Source organism: Streptomyces sp. NPDC020958, assembly GCF_055562175.1.
This window is the reverse complement of sequence record NZ_JBVHFU010000008.1, coordinates 208,777-226,235: the sequence shown is the minus strand read 5'-3', so window position 1 is coordinate 226,235 and position 17,459 is coordinate 208,777. Positions and strand designations below refer to the sequence as shown.

Sequence of the window (17,459 nt, the reverse complement as noted above, 5' to 3'; positions counted from 1 at the left end):
CTACCCTTGGGCCATGACAACGGCTCTGATTACGGGATCGACCGCGGGGATCGGTGCCGCGTTCGCGCGGCGGCTGGCGGCGGACGGGCACAACCTCGTCCTGGTGGCGCGGGACACCAAACGACTGCGCGAACAGGCGACCGAGCTGCACGACCGGCACGGCATCGAGGCGGAGGTGCTCACCGCCGACCTCGCCGAGGACGCCGGCATCGAGTCGGTCGCCGTCCGGCTCGGCGACCGCAGGAACCCGGTCGACCTGCTGGTCAACAACGCCGGGTTCGGCAACAAGGGGCGGTACCTGGACGTCTCGATGGCCGACGAACTGCGCATGCTCAAGGTGCACTGCGAGGCGGTGCTGCGGCTGACGTCGGCGGCGGCCGAGGCGATGCGCGAGCGCGGGCGCGGCGGTGTCGTCAACGTGGCGTCGGTGGCCGCGTTCGTGCCGCGCGGTACGTACGGCGCCTCCAAGGCATGGGTCGTGCAGTTCACCCAGGGCGCGGCGCGCGACCTGGCGGGGACCGGGGTGCGCCTGATGGCGCTGGCGCCCGGGTTCGTGCGTACGGAGTTCCATGAGCGGGCCGGGATGGGCACGGACAACATCCCCGGCTGGATGTGGCTGGACGCCGACAAGCTGGTCGCGGCGGCCCTCGCCGACCTCGCCCGCGGCAGGACGCTGTCGATCCCGGACCCCCGCTACAAGGTGCTGACGGGCCTCGCGAAGATCGCCCCGCGCGGCCTGGTGGGCGGCATCAGCTCGAAGACGGGTCGCAAGTACGGGCCGCAGTAGGAGCGGACGGCCGGGCGGTGGGAAAATGGCCGTGACGGTACCGGACCCAGGGGGGCCGGAGGCGGCGGTATGACGTTCATGCAGGTCATCGAGTGCAGGACCAGCCGGTTCGAGGAGCTGGACCGGCTGTTGGACCGATGGGTCGAGCAGACCAGAGGGAAGCGGACGGCGACGCACGCGGTGGTCGGCACGGACCGCTCGGACGCGTCGCACGTCGTCGAGATCGTGGAGTTCCCGTCGTACGAGGAGGCGATGCGGAACTCCCGGCTTCCGGAGACCGACAAGGTCTTCCACGAGCTGCTGGCGCTGTGCGACCAGATGCCGAGGTTCACCGATCTCGACGTGGTGCGTGACGAGCGGATGTACGCCGACACCGCGCGGCGGTTCTTCGAGACGATCGCCGCGGCCGGTCCGCTGGCTCCGCTGGACGGCCTGGTCGCGGAGAACTACCACGGTCACGATCCGGCCGACGACCAGGACACCATCGGCATGGACGCGCTGCGGCGCGAGCTCGGGGTGTGGCGGGACGCCTTCGACTTCAGATTCCTGATCGAGGACCAGATCGCCCAGGGGGACCGGGTGTGCAGCCGGTGGATTCTGGCGGGGGTGCAGAAGGGCGAGTTCCTGGGACTGCCGAACACCGGACGGCGGATCGCCATGACCGGCACCACGGTCCACCGCTTCGACGCCGGCGGGAAGATCGCCGAGGGGTGGTGGCAGTACGACCGGCTCGGTCTGATGAGCCGGCTCGGAGCACTGGACGCGCTGGAGAACTGAGCCCACAGTGAAAGCCCGCGAGGGGCGAAGCCCCCGCTCCCGGCGGACGACCGGGAACGGGGGCTTCGTGCGACGCTGAGGCGGTGCTCAGTGGGCGTGGCCGTGGGAGTGGCCGGCCGCCGCGGGCTCCTCCTCTTCCTTCTTCTCGACGACCAGGGTCTCGGTCGTGAGGAGCAGGGAGGCGATAGAGGCGGCGTTCTCCAGGGCGGAGCGGGTGACCTTGACCGGGTCGATGACGCCGGCCTTGACCAGGTCGCCGTACTCGCCGGTGGCGGCGTTGAAGCCGTGGCCCTTCTCGAGCTCGGCGACCTTGGAGGTGATGACGTAACCCTCGAGGCCGGCGTTCTCGGCGATCCAGCGCAGCGGCTCGACAACGGCGCGGCGGACGACGGCCACACCGGTCGCCTCGTCACCCGTCTTGCCGAGGCCGTCCTCCAGCACCTTCGCGGCGTGGACGAGCGCGGAGCCACCACCGGAGACGATGCCCTCCTCGACCGCGGCGCGGGTCGCGGAGATGGCGTCCTCCAGACGGTGCTTCTTCTCCTTCAGCTCCACCTCGGTGGCGGCGCCGACCTTGATCACGCAGACGCCGCCGGCCAGCTTCGCGAGACGCTCCTGGAGCTTCTCACGGTCCCAGTCGGAGTCGGTGTTCTCGATCTCGGCCTTGATCTGGGCCACGCGGCCCTGGACGGCGGCGGAGTCGCCGGCGCCGTCGACGACCGTGGTGTCGTCCTTGGTGACGGTGACGCGGCGGGCGGAGCCGAGCACGTCCAGGCCGACCTGGTCGAGCTTGAGGCCGACCTCCTCGGAGATGACCGTGGCGCCGGTGAGGATCGCCAGGTCCTGCAGCATCGCCTTGCGGCGGTCACCGAAGCCGGGGGCCTTGACCGCGACCGCGTTGAAGGTGCCGCGGATCTTGTTCACCACGAGGGTGGACAGGGCCTCGCCGTCGACGTCCTCGGCGATGATCAGCAGCGGCTTCGAGGCGTTGGCCTGGATGACCTTCTCAAGCAGCGGCAGCAGGTCCGCGATGGAGGAGATCTTGCCCTGGTTGATGAGGATGTAGGGGTCCTCCAGGACCGCCTCCATGCGCTCCTGGTCCGTCACGAAGTACGGCGACAGGTAGCCCTTGTCGAAGGCCATGCCCTCGGTGAAGTCCAGCTCCAGACCGAAGGTGTTGGACTCCTCGACGGTGATGACACCGTCCTTGCCGACCTTGTCCATCGCCTCGGCGATGAGCTCGCCGACCTGCTGGTCCTGGGCGGACAGCGCGGCGACGGCGGCGATGTCGGACTTCTCGTCGATCGGGCGGGCCGACGCGAGCAGGTCCTCGGAGACGGCGGCGACGGCGGCGTCGATGCCCTTCTTCAGGGCGGCCGGGGAGGCACCGGCGGCGACGTTCTTCAGGCCCTCGCGGACCAGCGCCTGGGCCAGCACGGTGGCGGTGGTCGTACCGTCACCCGCGATGTCGTTGGTCTTGGTCGCCACCTCCTTCACCAGCTGCGCGCCGAGGTTCTCGTACGGGTCGTCGATCTCGACCTCGCGGGCGATCGTGACACCGTCGTTGGTGATGGTGGGGGCGCCGAACTTCTTGTCGATGACGACGTTGCGGCCCTTGGGGCCGATCGTCACCTTCACCGTGTCGGCAAGCTTGTTGACGCCGCGCTCAAGGGCGCGACGGGCGTCCTCGTCGAACTTCAGGATCTTCGCCATGGCAGCGGGAGCCCTCTCGGAATTCTCGGGTGAACAAGACTGCGCCCCGGGCGCCCGGCTTCTTAAAGGATCGCGGGAACCAGGGGCGCAGCTTCAAACGGATTCAAGCGGAGTGCTTGAGGTGGTAAGTCGCAGGCTTACTTCTCGATGATCGCGAGCACGTCGCGAGCCGAGAGGACGAGGTACTCGTCGCCGTTGTACTTCACCTCGGTGCCGCCGTACTTGCTGTAGAGCACGACGTCGCCGACCTTGACGTCGAGCGGCAGGCGCTCGCCGTTCTCGAACCGGCCCGGGCCCACGGCGAGGACGGCGCCCTCCTGGGGCTTCTCCTTCGCGGTGTCCGGGATGACCAGGCCGGAGGCCGTGGTCTGCTCGGCGTCGAGCGGCTGGACCACGATGCGGTCCTCAAGCGGCTTGATGGCAACCTTGGAGCTGGCGGTCGTCACGATCCGACCTCCCCCTTCGGAGATCTCACGGGGTTAACTGTCTGAGGTGGCGACCAGGTGGATCCGTCGTCGCGGGTGCCGGACCTGCCCGTCGCGTTGTTGGCACTCTCATCTGCCGAGTGCCAGAGCCGAGACTATGACCGCGATTAGCACTCGGTCAAGCGGAGTGCCAATTACGTCCGGCGCGGCGTCGAAAATTCGACGTCTCGCACCCTTCAGAGGTAGTCCTCCAGCCGCCCCACGGTCAGGCCGCTCGCCTGGACCCGGCGCAGCAGCCGGGCCGTGCGCTCCCTCAGGGTCGGCCCCATGGCCTCGTCCGGGCCCACCAGGACGATGTCGCCGGGACGCAGCTGCTTGTCCTTGCTCCGGTAGGTGATGCCGTCCGGGGTCATCGCCGCCCGCCACAGCACCACCGCCGTCACCCCGCAGTCGGCCGCCGCGCGCAGGGTGGTGCGGTCGTAGGTGCCGTAGGGCGGGCGGAAGAGGCGGGGGCGGATGCCGAAGCGGGACTTCAGCTTCTCCTGCTGGCCGCAGATCTCGGCGCGCTGGCCGGCGTAGGGCAGGCCGGGCATGGCGGGGTGGTCGAGGGTGTGGTTCTGGACGCTGGCGCCGACGGACTGGAGGCGGGCGAAGTGGCCGTAGCCGGGGCCGACCACGCTGTCCGTGAGGAACAGGCTGACCGGGAGGCGCAGTTCGCGGACCATGTCCACGAAACGGGGGTCCTTCTCGGCGCCGTCGTCGTAGGTGAGGAAGACGACCCGGTCGGCGGTGGCGACGTGGTCGACGACCGGGGGCAGGGCCGCCCGGAAGGAGAGCGGGTGGGACGGGGGGCGCGGGGCCGGGGAGAGCGGTGCGCTCAGGCCCCAGCGGCGGTACGGCTGGGCGCCGGCCGGGCCGTGCGGCCGTACCCGGTCGGCCGCTTTCATGCCCAGCCGTTCGATGGGGTCGACGGACGGCGCACAGGCCGCCAGGAGGAGGGCGGCGGTCAGCAACGCGGCCGTCGCCCCCGGTCGGCTCACAGGTAGTCCTCCAGGCGCGCCACCGCGTAGCCGTCACGGGTGACCTTGTTCAGAAAGCGGCGCATGTCGTCGACCATCGTGCCGTCCCAGTCGTCCCGGCCCCGGAAGTGGGTCAGCACGATGTCGCCGGGGTGCAGGCTGCGGTCCCACTCGCGGTACTCCCAGTGGTCGACGAACACCTCCTCGTCCCAGATCGGCGCGTACTTGATGCCGCAGGCCTTGGCGGCGCGCAGGGTGTCGCCGTTGTAGTTGCCGTAGGGCGGGCGGAAGACCGTCGGCGCCCTGCCGAACTGCTTCTTCATGATCGTCTGCATGCCGCAGATCTCGTGCTTCTGCTCGTCGTAGGACAGGCCGGGCAGGTAGGGGTGGGTCAGGGTGTGGTTGTTGAGGGTGTGCCCCTCGGCCTGCATGGTGCGGAAGAACCCGTAGTCGTCCTTGACCAGGTAGTTGCTGAGGAACGCCGAGTACGGGATCTTCAGCTCGCTCATCATCCGCAGGAAGTCCGGGTCCTTGTTCGCGCCGTCGTCGATGGTGAGGAAGACGACCTTCTGCCGGGTCGGGATCGTGGTGAAGACCGGCGGCAGGTCGTCCTCCACCTGGCCGTCCACCTCGAATCCGTCGCGAGCGGTGATCCTCGGCTTGCGCGTCGGCGGGGCCGGGGGCCGCAGCGGGACCGCGTCAAGGCCCCAGCGCCGGGCGGCGGCGACCAGGGCTGCGTGGGAGTCGGGGGCGGGGGCGGGGGCCGCCCGGTGGCCCTGCCGCCCGGCGGCGGGGCGGACGTCGGGGCTCTCCCCGGTCCCGGCGCAGCCGCACACGACGGCACCGGCGCAGAGGGCGAGTACGGAGAGCAGCACCGCGCTCCTCCGCCCCCCACCCCTCTTCGACCTATTTTTGTCATTTTGTACGACTGCTCGCATGGCGTCGGATCCTTCCAGGCCCCCGCCCGGAACCGGGGCAGACACCGCCGTCGGAGGCGAACCATCCACCGACTGGCCGACAATGACCCGGTGAACGACCTCCTCTCCCCCCTCCTCACCCCCGAGGGCCGCGCCCTCCTCGACGAGGTCCGCGGCACCGCGCCCGCCGACGAACTCGCGGTGGCCACCCGGTTGCGCCGCGGGCACCCGGCCGAGCTGGTGTCGGCGGCGCTCGCGCAGGCCCGGCTGCGGCAGCGGGCGGCGGCCAAGTTCGGGGAGGCGGACGCGGAGCGCATGTTCTTCACCCCGAACGGGGTCGAGCAGTCGACGCGGGCGAGTGTCGCGTCGTACCGGGCGGAGTGTTTCCGCGCCTCGGGCATCCGTTCCGTCGCCGACCTGTGCTGCGGGATCGGGGGCGACGCGATCGCCCTGGCGCGCGCCGGGATCCGGGTGCTCGCCGTGGACCGGGACCCGGTGACGGCGGCCACCGCCCGCGCCAACGCCGAGGCGCTCGGGCTCGCGGACCTGATCGAGGTGCGGGAGGCCGACGTCACGGAGGTGGACACGGCCGGCCACGACGCCGTCTTCGTCGACCCGGGCCGCCGCGGCGGCCGCGGCCGCGTCTTCGACCCGGAGGCCTACTCACCGCCGCTGTCCTGGGCGGTCGAGGCGGCCCGCGGGGCACCGCGAGCCGCGCTGAAGATCGCACCCGGCATTCCGCACGAGGCGATCCCCGCGGACGCGGAGGCCGAGTGGGTCTCCGACGGGGGCGACGTCAAGGAGGCCGTGCTGTGGTTCGGCGCGGGCGTGACCCCCGGAGCGCGCAGGGCGACGCTGCTGCCGACGGGAGCGGCCGTCTGGGCCTCCCCCGACACCATGCTGCCCGACCCCGAGGTCCGTCCCGTCGGCCGCTACCTGTACGAGCCCGACGGCGCCGTCATCCGTGCCCACCTGGTCGCCGAGGTCGCCGAGGAGCTGGACGGCGGCCTGGTCGACCCGACGATCGCGTACATCACGGCCGACGGCCTCCACGCCACCGCCTACGCGACGCCGTACGAGATCACCGATGTGCTGCCCTTCAACGTGAAGAAGCTGCGGGCCCTGCTGCGCGAGCGCGAGGTCGGGAACCTGACCGTGAAGAAGCGCGGGTCGGCCGTGGAGCCGGAGGAACTGCGCAGGAAGGTCAAGCCGCAGGGCCCCAACGCCGCGACCGTGTTCCTGACCCGGGTGGCGGGAGCCCCGACCATGCTCGTCGGCGCCCCCGCCCGCCCTGCCGCCGGAGCCGGGCCGTCCTGAGCGACGTCGGGTCAGGGAGCGCACTCCCTGGCCCGGGTCAGCAGCAGCTCGCGTTCGCGTTCGTTGTGGGCGAGGGCCGCCGCGTGCTCGAACTCCGTGCGGGCCTCGCTCGTGCGGCCGAGGCGGGCGAGCAGGTCGCCGCGCACGCTCGGCAGCAGGTGGTAGTCGCGGAGGGCGGGCTCGGCCGTCAGCGCGTCCACGATCGCGAGGGCCTGCTCCGGTCCCTGCGCCATCGACACGGCCACCGCCCGGTTCAGTTCGACGACCGGGGACGGGGACCGGGCGGCGAGCAGCCGGTACAGGGTGGCGATGGCCGGCCAGTCGGTCTCCTCGTAGCGGTACGCGTGCGCGTGGCAGGCCGCGACGGCCGCCTGCAGGGCGTACGGTCCGGGGGCGCCCGTCGCCGTGGCGTCCGCGCGGGCCAGGGCCCGGATGCCGCGCGCGATGAGCATGCGGTTCCAGCGGCGGCGGTTCTGGTCCCTGAGCAGGACCGGCGCGCCGTCGGGTCCGGTGCGCGCGGCGGCCCGGGAGGACTGGAACTCCAGGAGCGCGGTCAGGGCGTGCACCTCCGGCTCCTTCGGCATCAGGCCGGACAGCACGCGGGCCAGCCGCAGCGCGTCCTCGCACAGCGACGGGCGCAGCCAGTCGTCGCCCGCCGTGGCCGCGTACCCCTCGTTGTAGATCAGGTAGATGACGTCCAGGACCGAGCCGAGCCGGGCCTCGCGGTCGGGTCCGTACGGCACCTCGAAGGCGATGTTCCTCGTCGCCAGGGTGCGCTTGGCGCGGACGACGCGCTGGGCGACCGTCGGCTCGGGGACGAGGAAGGCGCGGGCGATCTCGGCCGTGCTCAGGCCGCCCAGCAGGCGCAGGGTGAGGGCGGTGCGGGCCTCGGGCGACAGCACCGGGTGGCAGGCGGTGAAGACCAGGCGGAGCAGGTCGTCGTCGATGTCGTCCGGGTCGGCGGGCTCCTCGGGCGGGACGGCCGTCTCCGTCCCGCGGCCGATCTCCGCGAGCTTGCGGGCGTAGTTCTCGCGGCGCCGGACCAGGTCGACGGCACGGTGGCGGGCGGTGGCCATGAGCCAGGCGCCCGGGTTGTCGGGCACGCCGTCCCGGGGCCACTGCTCCAGCGCGGCGACGAGCGCGTCCTGGGCCAGCTCCTCCGCGATGCCGACGTCCCGGACGATCCGGGCCACGCCCGCGATCACGCGGGGCGACTCCAGCCGGAAGACGGTCTCGATGGCGTGGCGGGCGTCGGCCTCGGCGGGGGGCTGTGTGCTCACAGCCCCCCATGCAACACCCTCCGCCGGACGGACGCCAGGACGGTCAGCCCTCGGCGATCTCCCGCACCTCGCAGGTCACCGTCCAGAACTCCTCGTGGACCTTCAGGAACCGCTTGGTCCACTCCAGGGCCTCGGCCTTGTCCTTGCACTGCATGATCGCGTAGCCGCCGACGACCTCCTTGGACTCGGTGAACGGCCCATCGGTGACGGAGATCTTCCCGCCCTCCCAGCGGACGCGGGTGCCGTCGGCGGTGGGCGTCAGCCCGGCGGTGTCCAGCATCACGCCGGCCTTGGTGATCTCCTCGATCAGCTCGCCCATCCGCTGCATCAGCTCCTGGCTGGGGCCCTCGGCGGGGGCGGAGTTCTCGTCGATCCGCACGAGCGACAGGTAACGGGGCATGGTGACTCCTCGGGGTCGGGCGACAGGGCGTTTCCCTGCCTCTCACCCTTGCGTCGAACGGCCGGCGCCCGGATCGACACGCCCACGGAAATTTCCCCGTGGATTTTTTTTCCGGCCCTGCCGGCCCCGCCGGCCCCGCCCGCCACGCCCGCCACGCCCGCCACGCCCGGGCCTTACCGCAACGACTCCCACAGCTCGCTCGCCGCGGGCTCCTTCGCGATCACCCGGTTGGGGTCGGAGGGCGCGGTCACCACGGGCATCATCACGGTCCTGACGTGCGCGGAGGTCAGCCCCTTCAGGCTCTGCCCGAGGCGCATCAGCTCGGTCAGCGAGTCCAGGCCGGTGTCGGTGGTGAGGGACGCGGTGACGGCGTCGGCGACCTCGTAGAGCCTGGCCGGGTCGCCGAGGAGGCTGATGGAGGCCATCTGGTCGAGGAGGGCCTTGACCAGTTTCTGCTGGAGGCCTATCCGGCCGAGGTCGCTGCCGTCGCCTATGCCGTGCCGGGTGCGGGCGAGCGCCAGGGCCGTCGTGCCGTCGAGGTGGTGGGTGCCCTTCTTCAGGTGCAGGTGACTGTCGTCGTCGTCGATGTCCTGGTCGGTGGTGACGGTGACCCCGCCGATCGCGTCCACCAGCTTCGCGAAGCCCGAGAAGTCGATCTCCAGGTAGTGGTCCATCCGGACACCGGTGATCGACTCGACCGTCTTGACCGCGCACACCGCCCCGCCCACCGAGTAGGCGCTGTTGAACATCGAGTCGTGGGCGACGGCCGTCGAGCCGCCGGAGGACAGCGGGCAGGAGGGACGGGTGACCAGGGTGTCGCGCGGGATGCTGACGACGGTGGCCGAGGTCCGGCCGGCGTCGATGTGCACCACCATCGCGGTGTCGGAGCGGGCGCCCGAGCTGCTGCCCCCGCCGAGCTTCTCGTTCTCCTTGCCGCTGCGCGAGTCCGAGCCCAGCACCAGGATGTTCACCGATCCGGTGGGCAGCGGTGACGCGGCGCCGGACGCGGCGGCCGTCGGTGTGGTGACCGCCTTCGCCGGCCGGTCGTCCCCCAGCGCGCTGTTGATGTCGACGCTCTTGATGTTGTCGTTGAGGTGCACGTAGACCCACCCCGCGGCCGCGATGCCGAGCGTCATGACGCCCGCCAGGGTAAGACCGACGATCTTCAGTGTTCTCGACCGCCGGTCCACCCGTCTGACCGCGTCGCCCTGCTCCTCGTGTCCCGTCACAAGGCAGGAACGTAGGTCCGAATTATTAGGGGAGTGTTAGTGGAAGCGCGGTGAAGAGGTTTTCTTCGCAAAATCTCACGCTTCTCAGTCCCTGCTCACCCAAGGGTCACCGTGGGCACGGGATTGCTGCCGCTCCAGGACGCGTTGAACCCGAAGGTCACCGAACTCCCGTCCGCGACGGTCCCGTTGTAGGGGGCGTTCGCACAGGACACGGCCGCCCCCGACTGGGTGCAGGTGGCGTTCCAGGCCTGCGTGATCTGCTGTCCGGCGCCGAAGGTCCAGTTCACCTTCCAGGACGACAGCGAGGCACCCGAGCAGGAGACGGTCACCTGGCCCGTAAACCCGTTGTTCCACTGGCTGCCGACGCTGTAGGCGGCGGTGCAGGCACCCGTCGGCGGCGGTGTGGTCGTGGTCCCGCCGAGCGCCTCCGCGATGCCGTAGTACGCAGGTTTCGGCGCATAGTTGGCGTCGTACGGAGTCGCCGCCCCGTACCCGGGGAAGGTGCTGTCCACCCAGGAGTCGGAGTCGGCGAAGCCCCACACGGTGACGTTGACGCAGCGGCTCACGGCCACGCACGCGGCCACCACCGACGTGAAGTCGGCCTTCTGCTGGGCGAGTTTTGTGCTGTCCGCGGGCAGTGTCATCCGGACGTCGAGTTCGGTGATCGCCACGTCGACGCCCAGGTCGGCGAAGCGCTGGATGTTCTGCTGGAGCGTGGCCGGCACCTGGCCGAGGATCAGGTGCGCCTGCAGGCCCACCCCGTCGATCGGGACGCCCGCCGCCTTCAGTGACCTGACCAGGTTGTACAGGGCGGTGCTCTTCGCGTTGACGCCCTCGACGTTGTAGTCGTTGATGTACAGCTTGGCGGCCGGGTCGGCCGCGTGCGCCCAGGTCAGGGCGTTGGCGATGTAGCCGGAGCCGAGGCCGTTGTACCAGATCGAGGACCGGTAGCTGCCGTCCTCGTTGAAGGGCTCGTTGACGACGTCCCAGGCGGCGATCTTCCCCTTGTAGCGGCCGACCTCGGTGCTGATGTGGTTCTGCAGCAGGCTGCCGAGCTGGGCGGAGGTCCAGGTGCCGTTCGTCAGCCAGCCGGGGTTCTGGCTGTGCCAGACCAGGGTGTGGCCGCGCACCTGCTGGTGGTGGGCCTGGGCGAAGGCGACGATCTGGTCCGCCTCGGTCCAGTTGAAGGTGCCCTGGGCGGGCTCGACCGTCTCCCACTTCATGGCGTTGCCCGGGGTCAGCGAGCTGAACTGGCTGCCGGCGAGGTCCCCGTAGGTACCGGTGAGCTTGGAGCCGGTGACCGCGGTGCCGATCAGCCTGCCCTTGGCGGCCGCGAGGTCGCGCAGCGGGGTGTCGGCGGCGTGCGCCGCGGGCGCCGTGAACAGCAGGGCGGCGCCGGTGACGAGTGCCGCCAGGGAGAAGCCTGTTCTCAGAGATCTCATCCAGAAGCCTCCGAAAGTTTCGGTCGTGCAACCGATTGGCTTCGGAGGAGTGTGGGGGCGCTCGCACCACCCGTCAATACGTCACCTTCCGGCCAGGGGCGCCTCAGCCGGACGCCGGCGGCGCCGTACTGGACCGCACCACCAGGCTGGTCGCCAGCTCCACCCGGGTCGCGGTCGTGGCGTCCTGCGCGCGTCCCATCTCCAGCACCAGCCGCGCCGCCGCCTCGGCCATCTCGGTCAGCGGCTGCCGTACGGTCGTCAGCGGCGGCCCCACCCAGCGGGCCACCGGCAGATCGTCGAACCCGACGATGCTCACGTCCTCCGGGATGCGCAGCCCCAGCTCGCGCGCGGCCTCGTACAGCCCGAGCGCCTGGAGGTCGTTGCCGGTGAAGACCGCGGTGGGCCGGTCGGGCATCCGCAGCAGCTCCAGGCCGAGCCGGTAACCGGCGTCGTGGTGGAAGTCGCCGGCCTTGACCAGCCCCTGGTCCACGGGGAGCCCGGCGGTCTCCAGCGCGGCCCGGTACCCGTCCACCCGGGCAATGCTGCACATCATCCGGGACGGTCCGCTGATCGCGCCGATGCGCCGGTGCCCCAGCTCGACGAGGTGCCGGGTGGCGGCCAGGCCGCCCTGCCAGTTGGTGGCCCCGATGGACGGCACGTCCGGCCCGGGGTCCCCGGCCGGGTCCATCACCACGAACGGGATGGACCGGCTCAGCAGCAGCGCCCGCTGCGACTCGTCCAGCCCCGACAGCACCAGCACCACCCCGTGCGGCCGGCGCGCCGCCACCTGGTCCGCCCAGGTCCGCCCGGGGGTGAGCCGGCCGGCGGACTCGGACAGGACGACGCTCAGGCCCGCGTCCCGGGCCACGTTCTCCACCCCGCGGATGACCTCCATCGCCCAGGCGCTCTCCAGCTCGTGGAAGACCAGGTCGATCAGCGGGGAACGGGAGGCCTCGGCGCGGCGCCGCCGGTAGCCGTAGGCGCGCAGCAGTTCCTCGACCCGGGTACGGGTCGCCGGGGCGACGTCGGCGCGCCCGTTGAGGACCTTCGAAACAGTCGGAGCGGACACGCCGGCCTCGCGGGCGATTTCGGCGAGCGTCGCCGTCTGCGTTTCTGCGGGCTTCGAAGGCGTCATGCCCGCGATCGTATCCCCACGCTCCCCCTTGACGAAGACCTGAGCACGCCATAGGTTCCCGGAACATTCGGTGTGTGGTACGAAACATTCGCAGCAGCGTTCCAGCAGGAGCCCGCAGAAAGCGAAGACGGGAGTTTCATGACCACCGCTCCATGGCGAGACCCCGAACTGCCCGCCGCCACCCGCGTCGACGACCTGCTCTCCCGGATGACCCTGGAGGAGAAGACCGCCCAGCTCTACGGCGTGTGGGTGGGCGCCGCCACGGACGGCGACGGAGTCGCCCCGCTGCAACGCGAGATGACCGCCGACTACGACTGGGAGGAGCTGATCACGCTCGGCCTCGGCCAGCTGACCCGTTCCTTCGGCACCGCCCCGGTGGCCCCGGCGCTGGGCGCGCGAGCACTGGCCCGCGCCCAGCGCCGGATCACCGCGGCCGGCCGGTTCGGCATTCCGGCGATCGCCCACGAGGAGTGCCTGGCGGGGTTCACGGCCTGGCAGGCGACGGCGTACCCGGTCCCGCTCGCCTGGGGCGCCTCCTTCGACCCGGCGCTCACCGAGGAACTGGGCCGGCACATCGGCCACGACCTCCGCTCGGTCGGGGTCCACCAGGGTCTGGCCCCCGTCCTGGACGTGGTGCGTGATCCGCGCTGGGGCCGGGTCGAGGAGACGATCGGCGAGGACCCCTACCTGGTGGGCACGATCGGCGCGGCCTACGTGCGGGGCCTGGAGTCGGCCGGGATCGTCGCCACCCTCAAGCACTTCGCCGGTTACGCCTCCTCCGCGGGCGCCCGCAACCTGGCGCCGGTCCGCGCCGGGGTCCGGGAGTTCGCGGACATCACCCTCCCTCCGTTCGAGATGGCGCTGCGCGAGGGCGGGGCCCGCTCGGTGATGGCCGCGTACAACGACACGGACGGTGTCCCGGCCTCCGCGGACCCCCGTCTGCTGACCGACGTCCTGCGCACCGAATGGGGTTTCGAGGGCACGGTGGTCGCCGACTACTTCGGCATCGGCTTCCTGCAGACGCTGCACCGGGTGGCGGGCTCCGAGGCGGAGGCGGCGCACCTGGCGCTCGCGGCGGGCATCGACGTCGAACTGCCGACGCTGAAGTGCTACGGCCGCCCTCTGGTGGCCGCGGTTCGGGAAGGCACCGTCCCGGAGTCCCTGGTCGACCGGGCGGCCCGTCGGGTGCTGCTCCAGAAGTGCGAGCTGGGCCTGCTGGACGAGGGCTGGGAGCCCGCGCAGGAGGGTCCGGTCGACCTCGACTCGACGGCCAACCGCGCCCTGGCCCGCCGGCTCGCCGAGGAGTCGGTGGTCCTGCTGGACAACCCCGACGGGGCGCTCCCCCTCGCCCCCGGCACCCGCGTCGCGGTGGTGGGCCCGCGGGCCGCGGACGCGCTCGCCATGCTCGGCTGCTACTCCTTCCCGTCCCACGTCCTCACCCACCGTCCCGAGGTGGATTCGGGCCTCTCCATCCCCACGGTCCTCGACTCCCTGCGCACCGAACTCCCGGACGCGAAGGTGACGTTCGCCGAGGGCTGCGACGTCTCGGACCCGGACACCTCGGGTTTCGAGGAGGCGGTGGCCCGCGCCTCGGAGGCGGACGTGTGCGTGGCGGTCCTGGGCGACCGGGCGGGCCTGTTCGGACGGGGCACCTCCGGCGAGGGCTGCGACGTCACGGACCTCGCGCTGCCGGGCGTCCAGGGCGGTCTGCTGGACGCGCTGGTCGCCACCGGGGTGCCGGTGGTCCTGGTCCTGCTCACCGGGCGCCCGTACGCGCTGGGCCGCTGGCACGGCCGGCTGGGCGCGACGGTGCAGGCGTTCTTCCCCGGGGAGGAGGGCGGCCCGGCGGTGGCGGGCGTGCTGTCGGGCCGCGTCAACCCCTCGGGGAGGCTGCCGGTGAGCGTTCCGAGGGTGCCCGGCGGTCAGCCCTGGACCTATCTCCAGCCGCCGCTGGGCCTGGCGGGCGAGGTCAGCAACCTGGACCCGACCCCGCTGTACCCCTTCGGACACGGCCGCTCGTACACGGCGTTCGCCTGGGACCTCATCTCGCCGGACACGGCCGAGATCACCACGGACGGCACCCACGACGTCATCCTGACGGTCCGCAACACGGGCGAGCGGGCGGGCACGGAGGTCGTCCAGCTGTACCTGCACGACCCGGTGGCCTCGGTGACCCGCCCGGACGTGCGGCTGATCGGCTACCAGCGGGTCGAGCTGGCCCCCGGGGCGTCCCGGCGGGTCACCTTCCGGTTCCACGCGGACCTGTCGGCGTTCACCGCCCGGGAGGGGGCGCGGGTGGTGGAGCCGGGGGAGCTGGAGCTGCGGGTGGCGGCGTCGAGCGCGGAGGTGCGGGCCGCGGTGCGGCTCCGGCTGACCGGCCCGGTGCGGCGGCCGGGGCCGGACCGGATGCTGCGCTGCGCGACGGAGGTGGTGTGACCGCGGGGCCGCCGGTCAACGGCCGCCGTCGTCGACCGACTCGAAACGCCAGCGGTGGACCGGGCGGGCGACCAGGTCGCCGGGCGGGTCGGGGAGTTCGGGCAGATCGGCGTCGTACTCCCCGTCCCACCAGGTGATGACCAGCACCCGGTCCTGCGGCGCCCGGAACGTCTCGCGGCGCAGGGGGGCCGGGGCGAGCCGCTGTGTCCGCGCCCACGCGAGCAGGTCGTCGCCCCTGCCCTGCGCGGCCCGCGCCTCCCACATCGACGCGACCGTCACGAGTAGAGGTTCTCCTTGCTGACCTCGTGCACGTGGTCGTGGTTGCCGGGCACGTGCGGGTCCGTCACCGGCAGGGAGCTGTCCGCGGAGAGGTCCCAGCTCGACGCCGTCCGGTTGCGAGCGACCATCTCCGCGCCCAGGGCGGCCACCATCGCGCCGTTGTCCGTGCACAGCTTCGGGCGGGGGACGCGCAGCCGGATGCCGGCCGCCTCGCAGCGCTCCTGGGCGAGGGCGCGCAGCCGGGAGTTGGCGGCCACCCCGCCGCCGATCATCAGGTGGTCGACGCCCTCGTCCCGGCAGGCGCGGACGGCCTTGCGGGTCAGGACGTCGACGACGGCCTCCTGGAAGGACGCGGACACGTCACGGACCGGGACCTCCTCGCCCGCCGCCCGCTTCGCCTCGATCCAGCGGGCCACCGCCGTCTTGAGACCGGAGAAGGAGAAGTCGTACGCCGGGTCGCGGGGGCCGGTCAGGCCGCGCGGGAAGGCGATCGCCTCCGGGTCGCCCTCCTTCGCGTAGCGGTCGATGACCGGGCCGCCGGGGAAGCCCAGGTCCAGCACCCGGGCGATCTTGTCGAAGGCCTCGCCGGCCGCGTCGTCGATGGTCGCGCCGAGCGGCCGTACGTCGGAGGTGATGTCCGAGGACAGCAGCAGGGAGGAGTGGCCGCCGGAGACCAGCAGGGCCATCGTGGGCTCGGGCAGCGGGCCGTGTTCGAGCTGGTCGACGCAGATGTGGGAGGCGAGGTGGTTCACCCCGTACAGCGGTTTGCCCAGCGCGTAGGCGTACGCCTTCGCCGCCGAGACGCCGACCAGCAGCGCACCGGCCAGGCCGGGGCCGGCCGTGACCGCGATGCCGTCCAGGTCCCGGGCGCTCACGCCCGCTTCCTTCAGGGCCCGCTGGATCGTCGGGACCATCGCCTCCAGGTGCGCGCGGGAGGCGACCTCGGGGACGACCCCGCCGAAGCGGGCGTGCTCGTCCACGGACGAGGCGACGGCGTCGGCCAGCAGGGTGGTGCCCCGGACGATGCCGACGCCGGTCTCGTCGCAGGAGGTCTCGATCCCCAGGACCAGGGGTTCGTCAGCCATTGATCTCGGTTCCTTGTTCGGAGGTGGATCCGTCGGCGGAGCCACTGTCGGGTTTCGTCGTCAGCCGCATCACCAGGGCGTCCACGTTCCCCGGCTGGTAGTAGCCGCGGCGGAACCCGATGGGCTCGAAGCCGAACCGTTCGTAGAGCTTCTGGGCGCGGAGGTTGTCGATCCGGCACTCGAGCATGACCTCGGCGCACTCGAAGGCGGTCGCGGCCCGCAGCAGCTCGGTGAGCAGCTCCCCGCCGAGGCCGGTGCCCCACTGGTCACGTCGTACGGCGATGGTCTGGATGTCGCCCATGGGGGCGGCGCCGCCCTCGGCCCCGGCGCCCTGCGCGGCCAGCCCCGCGTACCCGACGATCCGGTCGTCCTCCAGGGCGACCACGTACCGCCGGGACGCCTGCGGTCCCCTCGCGTGCGCCAGCTCGGACCAGAACATGCCCCGGGACCAGGCGTCCTCGGGGAACAGGTCCCTCTCCAGCTCCAGGACCGGGTCGATGTCCCACCAGCGCATCTCGCGCAGCTGTGCGGTCACTTGGGTGTGACCACCTTGTAGTTCTTGGGCACCTGGGCGTCCGGCCGGCGCAGGTACAGCGGCCGGGGCGCGGGCAGTTCCTCGCCCGCGGCCAGCCTGGCGGCGGCGAGGCAGGCCAGGGCCGCGGCCGAGACGTGCTCGGGTTCGTGGGCGGCCGGGAAGGTGTCCGGGTAGAGCAGCGCGCCCGCGCCGACCGCCGGCATCCCGGCGACCCGCTCGGCGATGTCGGCGGGCCGGTCGACGGCCGGCTCCGTGAGCCGGGTGCGCGAGTCGGCGTACGTCGCCCAGTAGACCTCCTTGCGGCGGGCATCGGTGGCCACGACGAACGGGCCCTTCTCGATGTCGGCCGCGTAGGCGAGGGCGTCGAGCGTGCACAGGCCGTGCACGGGCACCCCGAGGGCGAGCCCGAAGGTGTCGGCGGTCATCAGACCGACCCGCAGGCCGGTGTAGGGGCCGGGTCCGACGCCTACGGCGATCCCGGTCACGGCGTCCAGCGTGACCCCGGCCTCGGCGAGGACGCGGTCGACGGCCGGCAGCAGCAGCTCGCCGTGCCGGCGCGCGTCCACCTGGCTCGACGAGGCGATGACGGCCGTACCGTCGTGCAGCGCGACGGTGACGGCGGGGGTGGCGGTATCCAGAGCGAGCAAGAGCACGCGAACAGCCTACGGCTCCGGCGGCGCGAG

Annotated in this window: 17 protein-coding genes; 4 read left to right on the top strand and 13 right to left on the bottom strand. The window is 72.0% G+C overall.

Going from position 1 to position 17,459, the window contains the following annotated elements; genetic code table 11:
• Positions 1-13 precede the first annotated feature (13 nt).
• Positions 14-787, top strand: a complete 774-nt coding sequence (locus ACZ3KP_RS24165) for an SDR family NAD(P)-dependent oxidoreductase (protein ID WP_467501675.1) — start codon at positions 14-16, stop codon at positions 785-787.
• 69 nt (positions 788-856) lie between these two features.
• Positions 857-1,564 carry an ester cyclase gene (locus ACZ3KP_RS24160; protein ID WP_467501674.1) on the top strand — a complete coding sequence of 236 codons (708 nt, stop codon included), beginning with the start codon at positions 857-859 and terminating at the stop codon, positions 1,562-1,564.
• Between the two features lie 87 nt (positions 1,565-1,651).
• Here ACZ3KP_RS24160 and groL read toward each other — a convergent pair whose 3' ends face one another.
• From groL to ACZ3KP_RS24140, 4 genes are all read right to left on the bottom strand, one after another.
• A complete protein-coding gene (gene groL, locus ACZ3KP_RS24155; RefSeq protein ID WP_467501673.1) occupies positions 1,652-3,277 on the bottom strand; it encodes a chaperonin GroEL in 1,626 nt (541 codons plus the stop codon).
• 137 nt (positions 3,278-3,414) lie between these two features.
• Entirely contained in the window at positions 3,415-3,723 is a 309-nt protein-coding gene (gene groES, locus ACZ3KP_RS24150) for a co-chaperone GroES (RefSeq protein WP_004955293.1), read from the bottom strand.
• Positions 3,724-3,938: 215 nt separating this feature from the next.
• On the bottom strand, positions 3,939-4,742 hold the full coding sequence (locus ACZ3KP_RS24145; protein ID WP_467501672.1) for a polysaccharide deacetylase family protein: 804 nt from the start codon (positions 4,740-4,742) through the stop codon (positions 3,939-3,941).
• On the bottom strand, positions 4,739-5,659 hold the full coding sequence (locus ACZ3KP_RS24140; RefSeq protein WP_358981739.1) for a polysaccharide deacetylase family protein: 921 nt from the start codon (positions 5,657-5,659) through the stop codon (positions 4,739-4,741). Before ACZ3KP_RS24140 ends, ACZ3KP_RS24145 begins: the two co-directional genes overlap by 4 nt.
• Positions 5,660-5,749: 90 nt before the next feature.
• On the opposite strand from ACZ3KP_RS24140, the gene ACZ3KP_RS24135 reads away from it, so the two are divergent.
• Complete coding sequence (locus tag ACZ3KP_RS24135; RefSeq protein ID WP_467501671.1) at positions 5,750-6,955, top strand: THUMP-like domain-containing protein; 1,206 nt, start codon at positions 5,750-5,752, stop codon at positions 6,953-6,955.
• A gap of 11 nt (positions 6,956-6,966) precedes the next feature.
• Here the strand turns inward: ACZ3KP_RS24135 and ACZ3KP_RS24130 are convergent, their stop codons facing one another.
• From ACZ3KP_RS24130 to ACZ3KP_RS24110, 5 genes are all read right to left on the bottom strand, one after another.
• The gene (locus ACZ3KP_RS24130; protein WP_467501670.1) at positions 6,967-8,235 is read right to left on the bottom strand and encodes an RNA polymerase sigma factor; all 1,269 of its coding nucleotides are present in this window, start codon (positions 8,233-8,235) and stop codon (positions 6,967-6,969) included.
• A gap of 43 nt (positions 8,236-8,278) precedes the next feature.
• Positions 8,279-8,635, bottom strand: a complete 357-nt coding sequence (locus tag ACZ3KP_RS24125; protein WP_358981742.1) for a YciI family protein — start codon at positions 8,633-8,635, stop codon at positions 8,279-8,281.
• Positions 8,636-8,808: 173 nt separating this feature from the next.
• Positions 8,809-9,864, bottom strand: a complete 1,056-nt coding sequence (locus ACZ3KP_RS24120; RefSeq protein ID WP_467501669.1) for an LCP family protein — start codon at positions 9,862-9,864, stop codon at positions 8,809-8,811.
• A 95-nt stretch (positions 9,865-9,959) separates the two neighbouring features.
• On the bottom strand, positions 9,960-11,306 hold the full coding sequence (locus ACZ3KP_RS24115) for an endo-1,4-beta-xylanase (RefSeq protein WP_467501668.1): 1,347 nt from the start codon (positions 11,304-11,306) through the stop codon (positions 9,960-9,962).
• 103 nt (positions 11,307-11,409) lie between these two features.
• Positions 11,410-12,441, bottom strand: a complete 1,032-nt coding sequence (locus tag ACZ3KP_RS24110) for a LacI family DNA-binding transcriptional regulator (protein ID WP_358981745.1) — start codon at positions 12,439-12,441, stop codon at positions 11,410-11,412.
• 138 nt (positions 12,442-12,579) lie between these two features.
• Between ACZ3KP_RS24110 and ACZ3KP_RS24105 the strand changes: the two genes are divergently transcribed.
• Complete coding sequence (locus ACZ3KP_RS24105; protein WP_467501667.1) at positions 12,580-14,877, top strand: beta-xylosidase/alpha-l-arabinosidase; 2,298 nt, start codon at positions 12,580-12,582, stop codon at positions 14,875-14,877.
• Between the two features lie 15 nt (positions 14,878-14,892).
• Here the strand turns inward: ACZ3KP_RS24105 and ACZ3KP_RS24100 are convergent, their stop codons facing one another.
• The 4 genes from ACZ3KP_RS24100 to tsaB are packed head-to-tail and all read right to left on the bottom strand — an operon-like array spanning position 14,893 to position 17,429.
• Positions 14,893-15,156: a hypothetical protein gene (locus tag ACZ3KP_RS24100; protein WP_467501666.1), complete on the bottom strand. Its 264-nt coding sequence runs from the start codon at positions 15,154-15,156 to the stop codon at positions 14,893-14,895.
• Positions 15,153-16,241: a tRNA (adenosine(37)-N6)-threonylcarbamoyltransferase complex transferase subunit TsaD gene (gene tsaD, locus ACZ3KP_RS24095; protein ID WP_467501665.1), complete on the bottom strand. Its 1,089-nt coding sequence runs from the start codon at positions 16,239-16,241 to the stop codon at positions 15,153-15,155. The genes ACZ3KP_RS24100 and tsaD overlap by 4 nt, the downstream gene beginning before the upstream one ends.
• A complete protein-coding gene (gene rimI, locus ACZ3KP_RS24090) occupies positions 16,234-16,755 on the bottom strand; it encodes a ribosomal protein S18-alanine N-acetyltransferase (RefSeq protein ID WP_467501746.1) in 522 nt (173 codons plus the stop codon). The genes tsaD and rimI overlap by 8 nt, the downstream gene beginning before the upstream one ends.
• A 17-nt stretch (positions 16,756-16,772) precedes the next feature.
• A complete protein-coding gene (gene tsaB / locus ACZ3KP_RS24085; RefSeq protein ID WP_467501664.1) occupies positions 16,773-17,429 on the bottom strand; it encodes a tRNA (adenosine(37)-N6)-threonylcarbamoyltransferase complex dimerization subunit type 1 TsaB in 657 nt (218 codons plus the stop codon).
• Between the last annotated feature and the right edge of the window lie 30 nt (positions 17,430-17,459).

Bases quoted from the DNA above. Each gene is read 5' to 3' on its own strand.
- ACZ3KP_RS24165 (WP_467501675.1), top strand. From the start codon at position 14: ATGACAACGGCTCTGATTACGGGATCGACCGCGGGGATCGGTGCCGCG.
- ACZ3KP_RS24160 (WP_467501674.1), top strand. From the start codon at position 857: ATGACGTTCATGCAGGTCATCGAGTGCAGGACCAGCCGGTTCGAGGAG.
- groL (WP_467501673.1), bottom strand. From the start codon at position 3,277: ATGGCGAAGATCCTGAAGTTCGACGAGGACGCCCGTCGCGCCCTTGAG.
- ACZ3KP_RS24140 (WP_358981739.1), bottom strand. From the start codon at position 5,659: ATGCGAGCAGTCGTACAAAATGACAAAAATAGGTCGAAGAGGGGTGGG.
- ACZ3KP_RS24125 (WP_358981742.1), bottom strand. From the start codon at position 8,635: ATGCCCCGTTACCTGTCGCTCGTGCGGATCGACGAGAACTCCGCCCCC.
- ACZ3KP_RS24115 (WP_467501668.1), bottom strand. From the start codon at position 11,306: ATGAGATCTCTGAGAACAGGCTTCTCCCTGGCGGCACTCGTCACCGGC.
- ACZ3KP_RS24110 (WP_358981745.1), bottom strand. From the start codon at position 12,441: ATGACGCCTTCGAAGCCCGCAGAAACGCAGACGGCGACGCTCGCCGAA.
- ACZ3KP_RS24105 (WP_467501667.1), top strand. From the start codon at position 12,580: ATGACCACCGCTCCATGGCGAGACCCCGAACTGCCCGCCGCCACCCGC.
- tsaD (WP_467501665.1), bottom strand. From the start codon at position 16,241: ATGGCTGACGAACCCCTGGTCCTGGGGATCGAGACCTCCTGCGACGAG.
- rimI (WP_467501746.1), bottom strand. From the start codon at position 16,755: ATGCGCTGGTGGGACATCGACCCGGTCCTGGAGCTGGAGAGGGACCTG.